This window comes from Streptomyces sp. SM1 (genome assembly GCF_002910825.1).
Classification (GTDB): Bacteria; Actinomycetota; Actinomycetes; order Streptomycetales; family Streptomycetaceae; genus Streptomyces; species Streptomyces okerensis.
Map to the genome: position 1 here is coordinate 1 of NZ_NEUB01000246.1, position 17,383 is coordinate 17,383.

20 protein-coding genes are annotated in these 17,383 nt (G+C 70.7%); 14 read left to right on the top strand and 6 right to left on the bottom strand.

Features of this window, described 5'->3' with window-relative positions; translation table 11 throughout:
- From B9S61_RS05720 to B9S61_RS05740, 4 genes are all read left to right on the top strand, one after another.
- On the top strand, window positions 1-802 hold an 802-nt coding region (locus B9S61_RS05720), incomplete at its 5' end, for a hypothetical protein (RefSeq protein ID WP_103541228.1).
- A gap of 228 nt (window positions 803-1,030) precedes the next feature.
- A complete protein-coding gene (locus B9S61_RS05730; protein WP_103541210.1) occupies window positions 1,031-1,606 on the top strand; it encodes an FABP family protein in 576 nt (191 codons plus the stop codon).
- 118 nt (window positions 1,607-1,724) lie between these two features.
- Complete coding sequence (locus tag B9S61_RS05735) at window positions 1,725-2,162, top strand: Fur family transcriptional regulator (protein WP_103541211.1); 438 nt, start codon at window positions 1,725-1,727, stop codon at window positions 2,160-2,162.
- A gap of 9 nt (window positions 2,163-2,171) precedes the next feature.
- The gene (locus B9S61_RS05740; protein ID WP_103541212.1) at window positions 2,172-3,137 is read left to right on the top strand and encodes a folate-binding protein YgfZ; all 966 of its coding nucleotides are present in this window, start codon (window positions 2,172-2,174) and stop codon (window positions 3,135-3,137) included.
- Window positions 3,138-3,246: 109 nt separating this feature from the next.
- Here the strand turns inward: B9S61_RS05740 and dtd are convergent, their stop codons facing one another.
- Window positions 3,247-3,672, bottom strand: a complete 426-nt coding sequence (gene dtd, locus B9S61_RS05745; protein WP_103541213.1) for a D-aminoacyl-tRNA deacylase — start codon at window positions 3,670-3,672, stop codon at window positions 3,247-3,249.
- Window positions 3,673-3,849: 177 nt separating this feature from the next.
- On the opposite strand from dtd, the gene B9S61_RS05750 reads away from it, so the two are divergent.
- Window positions 3,850-4,482 (top strand): aerial mycelium formation protein, encoded by a 633-nt coding sequence (locus B9S61_RS05750; RefSeq protein WP_103541214.1) that lies wholly within the window; start codon window positions 3,850-3,852, stop codon window positions 4,480-4,482.
- Window positions 4,483-4,611: 129 nt separating this feature from the next.
- Window positions 4,612-5,868: a GNAT family N-acetyltransferase gene (locus B9S61_RS05755; protein ID WP_103541215.1), complete on the top strand. Its 1,257-nt coding sequence runs from the start codon at window positions 4,612-4,614 to the stop codon at window positions 5,866-5,868.
- 214 nt (window positions 5,869-6,082) lie between these two features.
- Here the strand turns inward: B9S61_RS05755 and B9S61_RS05760 are convergent, their stop codons facing one another.
- Window positions 6,083-6,268 carry a hypothetical protein gene (locus tag B9S61_RS05760; protein WP_103541216.1) on the bottom strand — a complete coding sequence of 62 codons (186 nt, stop codon included), beginning with the start codon at window positions 6,266-6,268 and terminating at the stop codon, window positions 6,083-6,085.
- Window positions 6,269-6,440: 172 nt separating this feature from the next.
- On the opposite strand from B9S61_RS05760, the gene B9S61_RS05765 reads away from it, so the two are divergent.
- On the top strand, window positions 6,441-7,355 hold the full coding sequence (locus tag B9S61_RS05765; RefSeq protein WP_103541217.1) for a GntR family transcriptional regulator: 915 nt from the start codon (window positions 6,441-6,443) through the stop codon (window positions 7,353-7,355).
- Between the two features lie 33 nt (window positions 7,356-7,388).
- Here the strand turns inward: B9S61_RS05765 and B9S61_RS05770 are convergent, their stop codons facing one another.
- Window positions 7,389-7,577, bottom strand: coding sequence for a hypothetical protein (locus B9S61_RS05770; RefSeq protein WP_103541218.1), 189 nt, complete (start codon window positions 7,575-7,577; stop codon window positions 7,389-7,391).
- 133 nt (window positions 7,578-7,710) lie between these two features.
- Between B9S61_RS05770 and B9S61_RS05775 the strand changes: the two genes are divergently transcribed.
- Together B9S61_RS05775 and B9S61_RS05780 are read left to right on the top strand one after the other, a co-directional pair.
- Window positions 7,711-8,598: a GntR family transcriptional regulator gene (locus B9S61_RS05775; protein WP_103541219.1), complete on the top strand. Its 888-nt coding sequence runs from the start codon at window positions 7,711-7,713 to the stop codon at window positions 8,596-8,598.
- Window positions 8,547-9,359, top strand: a complete 813-nt coding sequence (locus tag B9S61_RS05780) for an HAD family hydrolase (RefSeq protein ID WP_103541220.1) — start codon at window positions 8,547-8,549, stop codon at window positions 9,357-9,359. The genes B9S61_RS05775 and B9S61_RS05780 overlap by 52 nt, the downstream gene beginning before the upstream one ends.
- Here the strand turns inward: B9S61_RS05780 and B9S61_RS05785 are convergent.
- Complete coding sequence (locus B9S61_RS05785; protein ID WP_103541221.1) at window positions 9,350-9,532, bottom strand: hypothetical protein; 183 nt, start codon at window positions 9,530-9,532, stop codon at window positions 9,350-9,352. The two genes, B9S61_RS05780 and B9S61_RS05785, sit on opposite strands and share 10 nt — an antisense overlap.
- Before the next feature lie 179 nt (window positions 9,533-9,711).
- Here B9S61_RS05785 and B9S61_RS05790 point away from each other — a divergent pair, with 179 nt between their 5' ends.
- From B9S61_RS05790 to B9S61_RS05800, 3 genes are all read left to right on the top strand, one after another.
- Entirely contained in the window at window positions 9,712-10,581 is an 870-nt protein-coding gene (locus B9S61_RS05790; RefSeq protein WP_258039561.1) for a winged helix-turn-helix domain-containing protein, read from the top strand.
- Between the two features lie 214 nt (window positions 10,582-10,795).
- Window positions 10,796-12,961, top strand: a complete 2,166-nt coding sequence (locus tag B9S61_RS05795) for an aminoglycoside phosphotransferase family protein (RefSeq protein WP_103541223.1) — start codon at window positions 10,796-10,798, stop codon at window positions 12,959-12,961.
- 226 nt (window positions 12,962-13,187) lie between these two features.
- Window positions 13,188-13,931 carry a hypothetical protein gene (locus tag B9S61_RS05800; protein ID WP_258039562.1) on the top strand — a complete coding sequence of 248 codons (744 nt, stop codon included), beginning with the start codon at window positions 13,188-13,190 and terminating at the stop codon, window positions 13,929-13,931.
- Between the two features lie 34 nt (window positions 13,932-13,965).
- Here B9S61_RS05800 and B9S61_RS05805 read toward each other — a convergent pair whose 3' ends face one another.
- Window positions 13,966-14,856, bottom strand: coding sequence for an NAD(P)-dependent oxidoreductase (locus B9S61_RS05805; RefSeq protein WP_103541224.1), 891 nt, complete (start codon window positions 14,854-14,856; stop codon window positions 13,966-13,968).
- Between the two features lie 51 nt (window positions 14,857-14,907).
- On the opposite strand from B9S61_RS05805, the gene B9S61_RS05810 reads away from it, so the two are divergent.
- The gene (locus B9S61_RS05810) at window positions 14,908-15,258 is read left to right on the top strand and encodes a helix-turn-helix domain-containing protein (protein WP_103541225.1); all 351 of its coding nucleotides are present in this window, start codon (window positions 14,908-14,910) and stop codon (window positions 15,256-15,258) included.
- A 112-nt stretch (window positions 15,259-15,370) separates the two neighbouring features.
- Here the strand turns inward: B9S61_RS05810 and B9S61_RS05815 are convergent, their stop codons facing one another.
- Window positions 15,371-16,084, bottom strand: a complete 714-nt coding sequence (locus B9S61_RS05815; RefSeq protein WP_103541226.1) for a FadR/GntR family transcriptional regulator — start codon at window positions 16,082-16,084, stop codon at window positions 15,371-15,373.
- 214 nt (window positions 16,085-16,298) lie between these two features.
- On the opposite strand from B9S61_RS05815, the gene B9S61_RS05820 reads away from it, so the two are divergent.
- A partial coding sequence (locus B9S61_RS05820; protein ID WP_103541227.1) for an aminotransferase class V-fold PLP-dependent enzyme occupies window positions 16,299-17,383 on the top strand: 1,085 nt, incomplete at its 3' end.

Sequence of the window (17,383 nt, forward strand, 5' to 3'; positions counted from 1 at the left end):
CCTCGGGCCGGCCGGGCCGCAACCGCCCGTGCGGGGGGACCGCCGGGTGCTGCGCGCCGTCCTGCGCTGGACGGCCGCCGTCGTGGTCTTCGCCGTGGCCGGCGTGGGCACGGCGTACGGCATCACCCGGATGGAGCGTACGGACGTCCCCGGCCTCGCGACGGAGACCGACGGGCGGTGGGACTACCCGGGGCTGACCAAGCCGCCGCTGCCGTCCGGCAGTCCGGGCCCCCTGGCGGAGTCCAACCCGGCCGGCACCCACCACGCCGACCTGCGGGCCTTGCTGCTGCCCCTCCCGAAGGGTGCCGAAGAGGACAGGGCGCTGCGCGGCACGGACGGCTGGCTGGCGACTGCGGACTTCCTGAAGGAACTCGCGGAGAAGCAGGACCGGGAGACCTTCGGACAGCAGCTCACCGACCATGGTCTGCGGCACATAGCGGCCCGCGGCTGGACGACCGAGGACGGTACCCACACCCGGATCTACCTGCTGCGCTTCGACACCGCGGCAGTGGTGGAGTCGGGCATCTTCCTGCCCCACTTCGAGTTCAACAACCCTACCTATCGCATCCGGGGTGTGGAGGGCGTCGAGACGGACGACTCGCTCGCGGACAGGAGCATGGGGGTGCCGGGGGTACGGCGCTCGGGCTACGACGAGTCCAGGCTCTACGGCGCCGAACACGACAGGCAGGGCTACCTCGCCGCCGGTGACGTGCTCGCCGTCGTGCTGCAGTCGCGGAAGGACGTCGCGCACGCGGTGCCGTTCCAGCAGACGGTGATGCTGCAGAGCCAGCTGCTGGGCTGAGGCGCGGCGAGGCGGTACCTCGCACGACGGGGGCCGGCCCCGGCCGCGTAAGCTGGGGCCCGGCCCTGTGCACACCCTCGCACCCCCCGCTCAAGGAGCACCCCGTGGTTATCTTCTTCGAAGCCCTGCTGGTCCTGGTCGCCGTCGGCGTTCTCGCCTTCGCCGGGCTGACCGTGAAGAAGCTGTACCAGGGCCAGCGCTGATCACCGACGCCAGGAAGTTCCACTCATGATCGAGATCCCGTCCGACCTGCACAGGGACCTCGTCCCGCTCGCGTTCCTGCTCGGTGACTGGGTGGGCGCCGGTGTGCACGACTTCCCCGGCGCCGAGAAGTGCAACTTCGGCCAGGAGGTCACCTTCGCCCACGACGGCCGGGACTTCCTGGAGTACAGCTCCCGCACCTGGGTGCTGGACGGCGACGGCAACAAGGTCCGCCCGCTGGAGTCCGAGCACGGCTTCTGGCGGATCGACGCCGGCCGCAAGGTCGAGGTGACGATGACCCGCGACGACGGTGTCATCGAGATCTGGTACGGCGAGCTGGCCGACCAGAAGCCGCAGATCGACCTGGTCACGGACGCGGTGGCACGCACCGCCGCGTCGGGGCCCTACAACGGCGGCAAGCGGCTGTACGGCTATGTGAAGAGCGACCTGATGTGGGTCGGCGAGAAGCAGACGCCCGACGTGGAGCTGCGCCCCTACATGTCGGCGCACCTGAAGAAGGTCGTCTCCCCGGAGGACGTCGAGCGCTGGGCGAAGGCCCTGCCCGACGACATGCCGGACGACGGGATCGCCTTCTTCAAGTAGGTCCGTGGAGGCGCCGGCCCGATCGGGCCGGCCCGATCGGGGCCCCGCGGCCGGGGCGGGCGGTGCCGGGGTCCGCGGAGTCCGGCCCGATCCGGAGGACACCCTCTAGACTCGTGGTGTGGTGAGCACCGACTGGAAGAGTGACCTCAGGCAGCGCGGCTACCGGCTGACGCCGCAGCGGCAGCTCGTGCTCGAAGCCGTGGACACCCTGGAGCACGCGAGCCCCGACGCCATCCTCGTGGAAGTGCGGAAGACGGCGTCCGGGGTCAACATCTCCACCGTCTACCGCACCCTGGAGCTGCTGGAGGAGCTGGGCCTGGTCAGCCACGCCCATCTCGGGCACGGCGCCCCGACCTACCACCTCGCGGACCGGCACCACCATCTGCACCTGGTCTGCCGGGACTGCACCGACGTCATCGAGGCGGACGTGGAGGTCGCCGCCGACTTCACCGCCAAGCTGCGCGAGCAGTTCGGTTTCGACACCGACATGAAGCACTTCGCGATCTTCGGCCGGTGCGAGGACTGCGCCCGGAAGGCATCCGCGGCCGAGTCGTAGGCTTGGCGTATGAAGAGTCCCCTGCTGACCCTGCCCGGCGCCGTTCCCGCCGAGGGCGTGGACGAAGGCGTGGCCGCCCACTACGGCGACCTGTTCCGCGAGCAGCGCGCCCTCGCCGACGGCACCGGATTCGTCGACCTGTCCCACCGCGGGGTCGTCACCGTCACCGGGCCGGAGCGGCTCGGCTGGCTGCATCTGCTGCTCACCCAGCACGTCAGCGACCTGCCGCCGCACCAGGCCACCGAGGCCCTGGTCCTCTCCGCCAACGGCCACATCGAGCACGCGCTCTATCTGGTCGACGACGGCGAGACGGTCTGGGCGCACGTCGAGCCCGGAACCGAGGAAGCGCTGATCGCGTACCTGGAGTCGATGAAGTTCTTCTACCGGGTGGAGGTCGCCGACCGGACCCCCGACATCGCGGTGGTGCATCTGCCGGCCGGGTCCATCACGGAGGTGCCCGAGGGCGTCGCCGTCCGCGAGACGCCGTACGGACGTGAGCTGTTCCTGCCCCGGGGCGAGCTGGAGTCGTACGCGGAGAAGGCGGGACCGCCCGCCGGGCTGCTCGCGCACGAGGCCCTGCGGGTCGAGCAGCAGCGGCCCCGGCTCGGGTTCGAGACCGACCACCGCACCATCCCGCACGAGCTGGGCTGGATCGGCGGCGCCGTGCATCTGCAGAAGGGCTGCTACCGGGGGCAGGAGACGGTCGCCCGGGTGCAGAACCTCGGCAAGCCGCCGCGCCGGCTGGTCTTCCTCCACCTGGACGGCAGCGAGGTGCACCTGCCGGTGCCGGGCACCGAGATCCGGCTGGCGGACGACGGCCCGGACGGACGGAAGATCGGGTTCGTCACGACGTCCGCACGGCACCACGAACTGGGACCGGTGGCGCTGGCCCTGGTGAAGCGGAACGTGCCGGTGGACGCGCGGCTGATCGCGGGGGACACGGCGGCCGCGCAGGAGACCGTCGTCGAGCCCTGACGCGTACCGCCCGCGCATGTCCCCGCGTACGGCCCGCGCATGCCCCGGCGTGCGGTAGGGCCCGTGCGCGGGGCGCCCTGCGCGAGGTCGGCCGTGCCGCGGGGCGGGCTCAGACCTCCAGCAGGACGGTGAACGGGCCGTCGTTGGTCAGCGAGACCCGCATCCGCGCGCCGAAGCGGCCCGTGGCCACCGTCGCCCCCAGCGCGCGCAGCTGGGCGACCACCTCGTCGACCAGCGGTTCGGCGAGGTCGCCGGGGGCGGCGGCGTTCCAGGTGGGGCGGCGGCCCTTACGGGCGTCGCCGTAAAGGGTGAACTGGCTGATCACCAGGAGCGGGGCGCCGATGTCGCTGCACGACTTCTCGTCCTGGAGCATCCGCACCGACCAGAGCTTGCGGGCGAGCTGTGCCGCCTTCTCCTTGGTGTCCTCATGGGTGACGCCGACGAGGACGCACAGTCCCTCGCCCTCGATCGCGCCCACCGTCTCGCCGTCCACCACGACGCATCCGCCGTCGACCCTCTGCACCACTGCTCGCATACGACCATGATGCCGGTCGGCGAACAGTCGGCCGACCCCGGCCCGCGCAGGCCCCCGGTCAGGCTATTTTTACTCCTAAGCGCCCATCTGGTGCGGATCGGGGACACTCGCTCACATAGCGGCCGCTTGGGGTGGCACGATGCTGGCACACGCCGGTCGAGGGGACGGTTGAGGCACATGAGCACACCGGGAGTCGGACAGCCGCCCGCGGCTGTTCCGTCGGACCGAGTGGGAGCCGGGGAGCGGGAGTTCTGCCGGCCGCCCGCACAACGCACCGACAGTCCGGTGCTGCCCGAGGAGAGGCGGGCAGCCGACGTGACCGCGATCGGCCTGCCGGAGCTGCGCGCGGTGCGCCGTGACGCGCAGCGGGACGAGGCCGACCTGAGCTATGTGCGGCGGCTGCTCCAGGGGCGGATCGACATCCTGCGGGCGGAGCTGGCCCGGCGGGGCCCGAGGGGCGTGTCCCCGGTCGTCACGGCGGGGGACGCGTCCGTCGTGGAGCGGCTGTCGGAGATCCTGCGGGACGGCCCGGTCCGGCACCGCTCCTCCGCCCGCCACGTGACGCTGGGGACGCCGCGGAGCGAGGAGTACCGGCGGCTGGCGGCCGAGATGCTCGCCGAGGTGGAGCTGTCCGACCTGGGCGCCCGCACGGACGGGGAGCTGAACACCGCGATGGGGCGGCTCGTGCGGTACGAGCAGCAGGTGTCCCGGCGGCGGCAGCGGCTGCAGCGCACGGCGGACGAGTGCGGCGCGGAGATCACGCGCCGGTACCGGGACGGGGAGGCCCAGGTCGACGACCTGCTCGTGTGAGTGCCGCAGGAGGCGGGGACGGGGCGGGGGAGGGCCATGCCGGGCTCCGTTCCGAGGGCCCGGCCGGGGTCCGGCCGGGGCCGGGAAACCTCGTCGACACCCGCCGCGCGGCCGACCTACCGTGAGCCCATGACCTCCCGTGACGGCATCGACGTACACCCCATCACCGAGTCCGAGTTCGCCGACTGGACCCGGGCGATGAACATCGGTTTCCTGCGTGAACCCACGCTGTCCGAGGAACTCGTCGACGCGCGCCGGGCGCAGTTCACGCCCGGCCGGACGGTGGGGGCCTTCGACGGGGGGCGGTGTGTGGCGACGTTCCGTTCCTTCGCGCAGGAGCTCACGGTGGTCGGCGGGGCGGCCGTCCCCGCCGACGCCGTCACCAACGTCACCGTCGCCCCCACCCACCGGCGCCGTGGCCTGCTCACCCGGATGATGGCGCGGGACCTCGCCGCCGCGAAGGAGCGCGGGGACGTCGTCGCCACGCTGATCGCCGCCGAATACCCGATCTACGGGCGCTACGGCTTCGGCCCGGCCACCTCGGCCACCGAGTGGACGGTCGACGTGCCGCGCGCCGGTCTCGACCCGCGCCGGTCCGGCCCGGAGGACGGCGGGCGGATCGACCTCGTGGACGGGGAGGACGTCCGCAAGCTGGGTCCCGAGCTGCACGAGCGGCTGCGCCGGGAGCTGCCGGGTGCCGTGGACCGTGACGAGCTGTGGTGGAAGGTCACCACAGGAGCCGTGCGCTTCCACGCGAGTTTCCACGAGCCGTTCTACGCGGTGTACCGCTCGGCCGGCGGCGAGGTCGAGGGCATGGTGGCCTACACGGCGGACGACAACTGGGGTGATGCCAAGCAGCCGTTGAACACCGTGCGGGTGAAGTGGCTGACCGGGGTGACGCCGGCGGCCGAACGCGCGCTCTGGCACTACCTCTGCTCGATCGACTGGGTGGTGAAGGTGAGGAGCGGCTGGCGGGCCCCCGACGATCTGCTCCCGCACCTCCTGCCGGACCCGCGTGCCGCGGCCGTGACCACCCAGGCGGACTGGCTGTGGGTGCGGATCCTGGATGTCGTACGAGCCCTGGAGGCGCGGACGTACCAGGCGGCGGGGTCGCTGGTGCTGGAGGTGGCCGACGGCGACGGGCTCGCCGGGGGGCGGTACCGGCTGGAGGCGTCGGTGGACGGGACCGGGTCCTGTGTGCCGGCCACCGGGAGTGCCGATCTGACGCTGGACGTCGCGGAGCTGGCCGTGCTGTGGCTGGGGGACGAGTCGGCGGTGCGGCTGGCGGCGCTGGGCCGGGTGCGGGAAGAACGAGCGGGCGCCGCCCGTCAGGCCGACGCCCTGCTGCGTACGTCCAGGCGACCGTGGTGCCCGGACATCTTCTGAGCGCTGTGTCCCTGGGAGCGCCCCTGCTGCCTCCTCCTTCCGCCGACGACGGGTGAGCACTCATCCGTAGCGAGCTGTTCAGTTGTGGTTGTTGTGCGAAGGGTGCTGATGGTGCTGGTCGTGCGGATGGTGCCGGTGGTGCGGGTTGTGCCCTACTGACGGGCTCCCGGCTCCCCTCCGGAAGGGAGCCCGGTCAGTGGTCTGTGCGGTGCTCTCAGCCGGACTGGGCGAGCAGCATCACGAGGATGACCGCGCCGATGCCGCTGATCATGGTGTTCCGTGCCTTGACGCCCACGGTGAGGGCGACGAAGGCGATGATTCCCATCGGCCCGTATTTCCACTGGACGAGCTGCTCGAATCCGATGGCCAGGGCGGCGAGGGCGATGGCGACGAGCGGCATTGCGGTCCCCCTTTGTCCATGGCCCTCAACCGCCACCCTGGTAGCCAACCCCTCAACAGGTTGACCAGGTTATGCGAGTTGGTGACCAACTTGCTGTTAGTTATCTCCACTTGGAAGAGGCTTATAACCACCCTCCGCCGAACTGCCCGAAGATGGCGAAAAGTTGTAGGGTCTGGCTGTGGAGCCGGAACATGCCTCCGTCAAGGGGCGGGAGAAGTCGCAGCGGCCACAGCGGACCCATCACGAGGTGGCCGACGAGCTGCGCGCACGGATCCGGACCGGTGCGCTGCGGCCGGGCGAGCGCATGCCCACCCAGGCCCGGCTCGCCGCCGAGTTCGGCGTGGAGCGCCCCGCGATCCGCCGGGCGCTGCGCGTTCTGCAGTCCGAGCAGTTGCTCACCAACGTCTCCAAGGGTGCTCCGGCGACCGTCGCCGGCCGTCCGGGCGAGGCTCCGGCCGGCCCCGCGGCACCGCCGCTGCCCACCACGGTGGCCCTCGCGCCCAGGATCGCCGCGGCCTTCGAGGCGGAGCACGTCGAGATCGACGCCGTCTGCCTGACCGCCATCTCCCTCACCCTCGCCATGGGCGAGCCGTTGCGCCAGATCCACACGGGGCGACTGAAACCGGCCACGGTGGACGTCCGGGTCCTGCTGCCCAGCCGGGACATCGACCTGGCCTTCCCGGTGCCGGTCTCGGGACATGACGGTGCCGAAGGGCCGCTTCACGCCCGCTGGTTGTCGATGCGCAACGCCCAGGGGCAGGTGCTCCGTCACAATCTGCAGGCCCTGCGGTCGACGCACGGCATCGACGTACGGGTGCGGTTCCGGGCGCTGCCCTTCACCCCGCCGGTGAAGCTGTATCTGCTGAACAACGTGGAGGCGCTGTTCGCCTACTACACGGTGGCGCGCAGCGAGGCGCGGATCGACCACGAGAGCATGGAGACGTACGACGCCCAGGGCATACGGTCCATGCTCTTCGCCTTCGAACAAGGGTCCGGCCTGCGGGACACCACGTTCGTGGAGCAGTCGCACCTGTGGTTCAACGCGCTGTGGGAGACGATCAGTTCGGAGCTGGTGCTCACGAGCTGACGTCCCCCGCACACATCCGGGCCGAGCGGTTTCTCACAGGGCCGGCCTCGCCACCAGCAGCGCGAGGAGCACCGCCCCGGCGGAGCTGATTCCCGGCCGGTTGGCCCTGATGCCCAGGGTGAGCATCAGCAGCCCGACCAGGCCGGCCACCCCGAACTTCCACTCGACGAGCTGCTGGACGGTGATGACGAGGACCGCGGCGACCAGGGTGAAGAACTGCATGGTGTTTCCCCCCTTTGTGGCGACACCAACTTGGCTGAGTTGGTAACCAGCTGTAGTGTGGTTGTCCCCGCTTGGTCGCCATTGATAAACAACTTTCAAACAACTCCCGTCAGATGGATCAGAGTTGTAGCGTTTGGTCGTGACCCAGGAGAACGTGGCAGTGAACGGCAGCAGCAGGCTCACGCCGCAGGAGATCGCCGACATCCTGCGGGAACGCATCCGGGCCGGCGAACTCAAGGCGGGCGACCGGCTGCCCACCCAGGCCGAGCTGGCCGAGGAGTTCGGCGTCGAACGCGGCGCCGTCCGTCAGGCGCTGCGCGCGCTCCAGGACGACGGACTGCTCAGCAACGTCAGCAAGGGCAGCCCTCCGAGGATCGCCGACCCGGCTCCCGCCCGGGCCGTCCGGGAGGAACCCCAGCCGACCATGGTGGCCCTGGCGCCGCGCCTGGCGGACGCCTTCGAGACGAACCGCGTGCGGATCGACGCGGTGTGCCTGACCTCCGAGAGCCTCATGCTGGCGCTCAGCGAACCGGTCCGGCACATCCACGAGGGCCGTATCCGCCCCGACTCGGTCGACGTACGCATCCTCCTGCCTTCTCGCAACATCAACCTGGCCTTCCCGGTCCCCGTCGAGGACGCCGGCGACGGCAACCCGGTGCACGAACGCTGGCTGGCGATGCGCAACGCCCAGGCCCGGGTGCTCCAGCACAACCTCCTCGCCCTGCGCGCCACCCACGGCATCGACGTACGCGTCTCGTTCCGCGCGCTGCCCCTCACCCCGCCCGTGAAGCTGTACCTGCTCAACGGGGACGAGGCGCTGCTCGGCTACTACATGCTCACCCGGCGCGAGGAGGAGTGGGAGAGCCGCACCCTGGAGATGTACGACGTCCTGGGCTCGACCTCGCTGCTCTTCTCCTACCTCAAGCAGGCGGGCCAGCGGGACGAGGCCTTCGTGGAGGAATCCCAGAAGTGGTTCGACGCCCTCTGGGAAACCATCACGTCGGACCTGACACTCTCCTAGTGACTTCTGAGACGACACGGACCGATGCGGTGAAGGCCGAGACCGGGACAGAAGCGGAACCGAGTGACCTGCGGGACCTGATGGAGAACGCCCGCGTCGTGCTGTGGGACTTCGACGGCCCCATCTGCCGCCTGTTCGCGGGCCACTCGGCGGAGCGGGTGGCAGGCGACCTGGCGTCCTGGCTGGAGGGCCGCGGCCTGCACGGCCTGCTCACGGACGACGAACGCGAGTCCCTGGACCCGCACGTCGTCCTGCGCGCCGTCGACCGCCGGCACCCCGGCAGCGACCTCGTCGCGGAGCTGGAGGAGCGTCTCACCCAGGAGGAGCTGCGGGCCACCGCCTCCGCCCAGCCGACCCCGTACGCCGATCCGCTGATCCGCACCCTGACCGCGGTCGGCACCCGCCTGGCCATCACCACCAACAACTCCCCCCGTGTGGTGCGCGGATACCTCGCCTCCCGCGACCTCGTCCCCTGTTTCGCCCCCCACATCTACGGCCGCACCCAGGAACTGAACCACCTCAAACCCCACCCCCACTGCATCCACCGCGCCCTGAACGCGATCGGCGCCGCCCCCGCCACCGCCCTGATGATCGGCGACACCCCGTCCGATCTGCTCGCCGCGCGGGCGGCCGGCGTACCGTTCCTCGGCTACGCCCGCAACGACCGCAAGAGCAAGCTGCTGAGCGACGCGGGCGCCACCACCGTCGTGGACTCCCTGGAACCCGTACTCCGGCTGGTCCGCGAGCTGCATCAGGCCTGACTCGTCAGCAGGATGAGCACGAGCGCCGCGTACAGGGCGCGACCGTTGCGCGGTTCCCGTGCCCACACGCCGATGAAGAACAGGAGGATCAGCACGACGGGCCCGAGCCGCGCCTCCGCGAGGAGGCTCAACGTCAGCTCCCCGAGCGGCGCGAGCACCTTGGACAGCGGCATGATCCGACCATCTCCCCTCCACTTTCCGGCAAGGGCTCAACTTGCCGTCCAATTGGACTGGTTGTGCTGACAGTGGTCTGCCCGGGCGGACAGATCGCTTAACCAACCGGGCCTGCCGGATGGTGGCTCGGGCCGGATTGGTGGGTTTGCCGGTGGACCGGAAGCGGTACGGTCCGCTTGTGGCCACACAACGGACCGGCGAAAGCGGAGGCAGGGAGTTCCAGCGGATCGCCGACGAGCTGCGCGGGCGGATAGGGAACGCGTATCCGCTGCGGTCCTTCCTGCCGTCGCAGCGCGCTCTGGCCGGGGAACTGGGAGTCTCCCGGGACACGGTGCAGCGGGCGCTGCGCGAGCTGGCGAACGAGGGCTGGATCCAGTCGCGGCGGGGCAGCGGCTCACGGGTGATCAAGACCCAGCGCATACAGTCCTCGGCCGCCAAGGCGACGCGGGTGCGCGGCGAGGTGACGCTGGCCCCGTTCATCAGCGAGGCCTTCGAACAGCCGGAAGTCACCCTGGACGTCTACACGCTGACGTCCGAGTCGCTCGACGCGCACATCAGGCTCCAGTCGGAGCGGATCCGGGGCGGCTTCATCTCACCCCAGCGCATCACACTGCGGATGCTCCTGCCGGACGCGGCGCTTCCGCTGCCCTACCCCCGCGTCAAGGACGACCGCGACGACCCCCGCCTGCGGGAACGACTGCGCACCATCACCGAGTCGCACACCGCGTCGCTGGTGGGGGCACTCAGAGACCTGCAGACGGAGGGCCTGGTCCCGTCGGTCGACGTCCGGATCCAGCACACCCCGCTCACTCCCACCTTCAAGACCTATCTGCTCAACGGCGTCGAAGCGCTGCACGGCATGTACGAGGTGATCGAACGGCCACTGACACTCGGTGATGGAGAGCTGATCACCGCTCTGGACGTCCTGGGCCTCGGTGCCACTCTCACCCATCATGTGAAGACCGGGGAACCGACCTCTCCGGGGTCGGTCTTCGTGGACAGCATGCGCCAATGGTTCGACTCGATCTGGAACCTTCTCTCCGAATGACCGGCATGTTGTAGTCTTCGCGCACCGACTGAGCAAGCGCTCGTCGTGGCTCGTATTCATGGGCGCACACCTGCTCGAACGAGCTCCGCGGTCATCGTGCAGACAGGCGACAAAGCGCCCGTCGCGACCCCGTATGCGGTACTCCGCCGCGCGCGACAGCCGGTGCCGTGCGTACTGTCAGTTGTGAGTCCTCTCGTACCTCCCGGAGCGGCCAGTGGGCGCACCACCTCTCGCCCGTCCCTCTCTGGGGGAACGTGCCGGCTCCTTCGTGGATCGGGCGAGAAGAGACGGGACGGCGATCAGAGGGCATCACAACGAGAACTACGTGCTGTCGCTCACCGAGCGGGACGAGGCACACCTGCTGGGCCTTGAACCCGGGACGCGCGTGACGGTACGGATCCGCCGTGCGGATGCCCTCTCCGTGGTGATCCGGACCTGGCAGTACGAGGACGAGATCCTCGACGCCGTCCAAGGGGTCCTGCCGCAGGTCCCGCAGTGCCTCGCGAAGGAGGGTGGCTTCTCCGTCCACAGCTATGTGGAGGGCGTCCCGCTCTCCAGTTTCTGCGGTGATGGCAAGCCCGTGGACACCCTGCGTATCGACGCGCTGGCCGGGCTGTTCGCCCGGATGTCGCAGGTACGCCGGAGCGCACTGCCCGCGCTGCCGTCCGGCTGGCCCCGCAACGACACCGATGGCCAGGGCTTCCTGCGTACGCTGGTGAGGCTGGCGGACCAGCAGATCCGTCGGCCCAACTGGACGGAGTTCGGTGGCCTGTTCGCGGCACTGGGCATCCCCGAGGACGCCCTGCTGGGGATGGCCGAGCGGGTACCGGTCATGGTGCGGCGGCCGCACAGCCTGCTCCACACGGACCTGCACCGCGACAACCTGATCGTCCCGTCCGGCGGAGCCGCGGCGCTCGTCTGCGTCGACTGGGAGCTGGCCACCTACGGTGACCCGCTGCACGACCTCGCCACCCATCTCGTAAGGATGCGGTACCCCGCCCACCAGTGGTCCGAGGTGATCGACGCGTGGGCGAGAGCCATGCACGAGATCCGCCCCGCCGCCGTCAACGGGCTGGTGAAGGACCTGCGCCACTACCTGGCCTTCGAGCGGGCGCAGTCCGTCTACCCGGATGTGATGAGAGCCGCGCGCTCCCTGGAGTCGTCGGACGACCTGGACAGGGCGACGGCGGAGGTGAGCCGAGCCCTGAAGGCGGCCGCCGCGCCGCTGCGGCTGCGTAACGTGCCCGGCGAGCAGGAGATCGAACGTGCCTTGTTCCGCTGGCTGGCGTCCCGCCGAAAGCGCGACCGTGACGGTCTTGGCTCGATTGTCCAGGCGTTCAGGTGGCAGGCGGACCGCCGGCTGTCTCTGGCCGACGACTTCCCCGAGTCCGCGGTGAGGGAGGCCCTGGCCGTGGAGGGAGCGGCCCCCGCGCGCCGGGTCTTCAAAGGCACCGCTCATCTCAACACGGTCGTGAGGGTGCCGAGTTTCGGCCGGCCCGTCGTCATCCGGCGCAGACTGCCGGAGGTCTGCCGGCGGGAACCCAGTTTCCTGAGCGAGCACGCCGTACTGCGCGCCATCGAGCAGACACCCGTCGCGATCGCCGCCCCCAGGGCTCTGGCGCTGGGCGAGAGCTACCCGAGTGACCGGTTTGCCATCCACACGTTCGTGGGGCCGCGCGACATCGGCAGCCCTCCGAACCACCCGGTGGACGGGCTGCTGCCGCACGAGGCGGACGGCCTCGTCGACCAGTTGTGCGCCCTGACCCAGGTGGACTACAAGCAGGTCGACCCACTGGCCGGCGAGCGGGGCTTCTACCGCTGGCTGACGGGCCAGCTCGTGCTGCTCGTCGCGGAGCTGCCGAAGAAGTCCCAGCAGCTCGCCCGGTATCTGGGACTGCCGACCGCAGGGCGACTGGAGCAGATCCTGTCCCGGCACGAGGTGAGCCACCGCGAGCCGTCCCTGCTGCACGGCGACCTGAACCCGTGGAACCTGGTACGCCGTGACGATCCCTATGCGCTGACCGTCATCGACTGGGAGATGGCCCTGATCGGTGACCCTCTCTACGACCTGGTCCGGCACATGCACCTCACCCCGACCCGTCCGGAGATCAGGGACCGGATGTTCAGCCGCTGGGCACGCAGACTGCCGCCCGAGTACACCCGTGACTGGCGTAAGGACTGGCAGGCGTACTCGCGGCTGGAGACGGTCAGGTCCGCCTACATCGACCTCGACCGTCTGGTGACGGGCGCCAGCCTGGACGCGCCCAACGTCCGGCGGGCGGTGGAGTCCTATGCGGCGACCCTGGCGTTGGCCAGCGGTTCGCTGGGCCTCCCGCTCCGCTCCACGGCCAACCCCTATCTTGCCCGGGCGCTGGTGTAAGGGGACGATGTCCCCACCGGAAGCCGCGCTGGAGGCGGGTATGTGATGACCCGTCCGGCCCGGCGCGCGGAGGGGGTTCGGCATGCCGGAGCGCGTGAACGGGTCGTCCGACGGCGGAGCGGGCAGACGCTTGCGCCGCTTCCAGGAACGCGTCGAGCCTTTTGCTGCCCGTCTTGTCCTGGGGGCCGTCTTCGTCACCTGACTGGTCGCCCAGTTCGTCAAGCCGGTGGGTGACGCCCTGGAGGACAAGACGTTCCTCGGCGGGGCCCTGCTCAGTCTGATCGGGTACGTGCTCTACGACGCGGTGAAGGAACTCTCCTCGTCGGTTCGGGTGCCGGCACGGGCTCTGGTCAACTCCAGCGAGCTGGGCGGCTTCGTCAGTGAGGCGTTCCAGGCACGCAAGGTGGAGATCAGCTTTCTCGGTTACACGGGGGAGACGCTCTACAACGAGCTCTATCACCGCCTGGAGGACCTGTTCGACAATCCGGGGTCGACGAGGAAGGTGTCCGTGCGGATGCTCGTCCCGGACTTCGAGCAGCCCATGACCGTACCGGCCCGTGTGGGGGCCGACGAGCGCCCGGTGGACGATCCCTCCTTCCGCGACCGGATGTTGCGGCGCTGCGCGGAGTACGACGGGATCCTGACGGACATCGCGGACCGCCTCACCCGCACAGGGCGGGTCGTCGTCCACTGCGAGTACCGCTTCTATCCCGGTATCCCGCGCGACAAGATCTGCGTATTCAACCGGGCGCAGGTCCTGCACGGCCTCTACGACGTCTCCGCCCGGATGCGTCTGCAGCACATGGGCCCCGAGTGCTACGACCCCAAGGGTTACAAAACGGACCTCAACGTCTGGTCGCGTGAGGGCACGGCCGCCGCCGAGGCGGCCGTCTCCATGTGGATCAAGCATTTCGACGACCTGTGGGTGCTGGCGTCGACACCCCGGTGGCGGCGGGACGCGGCTGCCTGAGCCGCCCGCACCCGCACCCCCGACCGGCGGCTGTTCAGCGCCGGCCGATGACCTCGCCCACCCGGCTGAACCCGTCCGTGCCGTGCCCCAGGGCGATGCCCCGGCGGGCCTGCCCCTCGATCACCCGCATGACGCTCGCGTCGATCCCGTGGGCTTCCGAGGCGTGCACGATGTGGGTCATCGTGGACGCGGCCGAGGTGATCGGGTTGAGCTCGCCCGGGTACGTGCCGGTGTCGCTGTCGGCCGCGAACTCGGTGAACAGCGGTGGCAGGATCGCGGCGATGCCCTGGGCGAAGGGAGCGAGTTCCGCGCCGCTGACGCCTTCCGCGCGGGCCAGCGCGAGGGCGTGCGTGTAGCCGGCCATCGCCGTCCAGAAGATGTCGAGGAGCGCGATGTCGTACGCCGCGGCCCGGCCCGCGTCCTCGCCGAGATGAGTGTGGGTGCCGCCGAGCGCCGCCAGGACCGGCCGGTGTTCTTCGTACAGCTCCCGGGGCCCGCTGCGCAGGAACACCGCGTCGTCCGTGCCGATGGCCGGCGTAGGGGTCATGATCGCGCCGTCCAGGTAGCGGATGCCGTGCCGGCCGGCCCAGTCTGCCGTGTCACGGGCGCGCTCCGGGGTGTCGGCGCTCAGGTTCACGACCGTCCGGCCCTTGAGCGCGGTGGTGACGGTGGCCTGACGCAGTACGGCGTCCGAGGCGTCGTAGTTCACCACGCAGACGACGGTCAGCGGTGCGGCGGCGACCGCCTCTTCGGGGGTGGGCGCCGGGACCGCGCCCCGCGCGGTCAGTTCGCCGTCCCGGCCCGGGGTGCGGTTCCAGACGGTGGTGTGCAGACCGGCCTCCAGAAAGGCAGCGGCAAGCGCCCGGCCCATCGGTCCGAGACCGAGGACGGTCACGGCGGCGGACTGGTCGGTGGGGTGAGGCATGGTGGTGACTCCGTTAGGGTGCAGGGCATTTGATGAGGAAAGGGGCGCGTCATGGTGCACCGGCGGCATGATCCGGACGTCTGTGGGGTGACCGCCGCGATCGCCGTGATCGAGGGCAAGTGGAAGACCACGCTGCTGTGGCTGCTGGAGTCCGGTCCGCACCGTCCGGCCGAACTGCGCCGACGGGTGCCCGGCCTCAGTGAGAAGGTGCTGACCGACGCGTTGCGCGAGATGGAGGCGGACGGCGTGGTGCACCGGGAGGTGCACGACGTACTGCCGCCGAAGACGGTCTACTCGCTGACCGGGTTCGGCCGTGAACTCTCCGAGGCGCTGGCGCCCCTGTCGGACTGGGGCCATCGCCGCCTCGAGAAGCTGGGCGGGGTCCGCCCTCCGGCCTCATGACGACGCCTGTCCGCACTCCCTCCGTCCGCTGAGCGCCCCCGGTCGGTTCACCACCAGGTTCGCCCGCACCGCGCCGGATGCCAAGTACGCACAAAAAAGTGGGTGGGCCGGGTCAGGCGGAGGGGGTGTCGTCCCGCTCCGTCTCCTCGACCGGCGGCATCAGCGCGCGCAGCCAGCGTTCCGTCTGGGCGACGTGGGCCTCGGCCGCGCCCGCTGCCGTGCCCGGGTCGCGGTCGGCGATCGCGGTGGCCAGGATGCGGTGGTCGGCGTCGCTCTTGCGGCGCAGGTCGGGGCCCTCGGGGAGGGTGAAGACCTGGTACTTGCGGGAGCGGGCGCGGAAGACCGCGAGCAGGGAGGCGAGGGTGGGGTTGCCGGCCGCGCGGGCGATCTCGGCGTGGAAGCGGTGGTCGAGTTCCGAGGCCTCGGTGGGGTCCTCGGTGGCCTCCATGGCCTCGATGAGGGAGAAGAGCGTCCCGATCGTGTCCGGGGTGGCACGGGCGGCGGCCTTCGCCGCGACGTGCGCCTCCAGGACGCGCCGGATCTCGTAGACCTCCAGCAGGCCGGGCAGCGGCAGGAGTTGCAGGGTCAGGGAGAGGCTGCCGATGAGGTCCTCGGGCCTGAGCTGGGAGACGTAGGTACCGGAGCCGTGGCGCGGCTCGATCACGCCCAGGGCCGCGAGCATGCGCACCGCCTCGCGGAGCGAGCCGCGGGAGACGCCCAGTTCCTCGCAGAGATCCGCCTCGGGGGGAATGCGCTCCCCGGCGCCGAGCCGCCCCGTCGCGATCATGTGCCGTAGGCCGTGGAACGCCTTGTCGACTGCGGACATCCGATTCCTCCCCTGGCGGGACCGGCGGCTCCCGACGGCCCTCGGTGCACTGTAGCGAGGCGGGTCATCAGATGACTTGAATGTGTCGCCTGTAAGTCATCCGACTTCTTTTGCTGCAGAGGGCTTGTCATGGCCGAAAAACGCGTGCCACCATCCCGAGTCATCATACGTCTCGGCCTGAGGGTCTGATGTGTCCCTCGCGGATGGGAGTCATGTGAGCGAGACCGAGGTCACCACCGCACCGCGTCCCCTGCTGCTGGCCGACGGCCGGCCGGCGGCGCGGGCGTGGTCGCTGGATCCCGCCCTGCGCCATCTCAACCACGGCTCGTTCGGCGCCGTACCGCTGGCCGCCCAGGAGCGGCAGAACGAGCTGCGTACGGAGATGGAGCGCGCGCCGGTGGTGTGGTTCCCCGAGCTGCCGCAGCGGCTCGCGGCCGCCCGGGCCGGCCTCGCGGCCTTCCTCGGCGCGGACCCCGGCGACCTCGCCCTGGTGCCGAACGCGAGTGCCGGCGTGAGCGTCGTGTACGCCGGGCTGGAGCGGCGGGGCGGTGGGGAGATCGTCGTCACCGACCACGGCTACGGCGCCGTGACGATGGGCGCCGAGCGGCTGGCGCGCCGCTGGGGCGGGCGGGTGCGCACCGCCCGGGTGCCGCTGGACGCGGACGAGGAGAGGGCGTACGAGGCCGTGATGGCCGAGGTGGGGGAGAGCACCGGTCTCCTTGTCATCGACCAGATCACCTCCGCGACCGCCCGCCGGCTGCCCGTGGAGCGGATCGGCGCGGAGGCGCGGCGGCGCGGTGTCCCGCTCCTCGTGGACGGCGCCCACGCGCCCGGGCTGGTCGCCGCCCCGCTGTCCGGGCTCACCTGCGACTTCTGGGCGGGCAACCTGCACAAATGGGGCTGCGCGCCGCGCGGTACGGCGGCCCTGGTGGCGCGCGGACCGCTGCGCGACGCGCTGTACCCGCTCATCGACTCCTGGGGCGCCCACGAGCCCTATCCCGACCGCTTCGACCAGCAGGGCACGGTCGACGCCACCCACTACCTGGCCGCCGCGACGGCGCTGGACTTCGTCGACGGCACCTGGGGCTGGCCCGCCGCCCACCGCTACATGGACGAGCTGGCCGGCTACGCCGAGCAGGTCGTGGGCGCCGCGTTCGCGTCACTGACCGGCGCCGACGCCCACGTCGACGTCGGCATGCCCGTACCCGGCATGCGGCTGGTGCGGCTGCCCGACGGCCTCGCCGGCAGCCATCTCGCGGAGCTGGTCGGCGAGCCCGAAGTGCACGTCGAATGGGGCGT

Coding starts and splice junctions, on each gene's coding strand:
- B9S61_RS05730 (WP_103541210.1), top strand. CDS start 1,031: ATGATCGAGATCCCGTCCGACCTGCACAGGGACCTCGTCCCGCTCGCG.
- B9S61_RS05805 (WP_103541224.1), bottom strand. CDS start 14,856: ATGCCTCACCCCACCGACCAGTCCGCCGCCGTGACCGTCCTCGGTCTC.
- B9S61_RS05810 (WP_103541225.1), top strand. CDS start 14,908: ATGGTGCACCGGCGGCATGATCCGGACGTCTGTGGGGTGACCGCCGCG.
- B9S61_RS05785 (WP_103541221.1), bottom strand. CDS start 9,532: ATGCCGCTGTCCAAGGTGCTCGCGCCGCTCGGGGAGCTGACGTTGAGC.
- B9S61_RS05760 (WP_103541216.1), bottom strand. CDS start 6,268: ATGCCGCTCGTCGCCATCGCCCTCGCCGCCCTGGCCATCGGATTCGAG.
- B9S61_RS05755 (WP_103541215.1), top strand. CDS start 4,612: ATGACCTCCCGTGACGGCATCGACGTACACCCCATCACCGAGTCCGAG.
- B9S61_RS05740 (WP_103541212.1), top strand. CDS start 2,172: ATGAAGAGTCCCCTGCTGACCCTGCCCGGCGCCGTTCCCGCCGAGGGC.
- dtd (WP_103541213.1), bottom strand. CDS start 3,672: ATGCGAGCAGTGGTGCAGAGGGTCGACGGCGGATGCGTCGTGGTGGAC.
- B9S61_RS05750 (WP_103541214.1), top strand. CDS start 3,850: ATGAGCACACCGGGAGTCGGACAGCCGCCCGCGGCTGTTCCGTCGGAC.
- B9S61_RS05770 (WP_103541218.1), bottom strand. CDS start 7,577: ATGCAGTTCTTCACCCTGGTCGCCGCGGTCCTCGTCATCACCGTCCAG.
- B9S61_RS05815 (WP_103541226.1), bottom strand. CDS start 16,084: ATGTCCGCAGTCGACAAGGCGTTCCACGGCCTACGGCACATGATCGCG.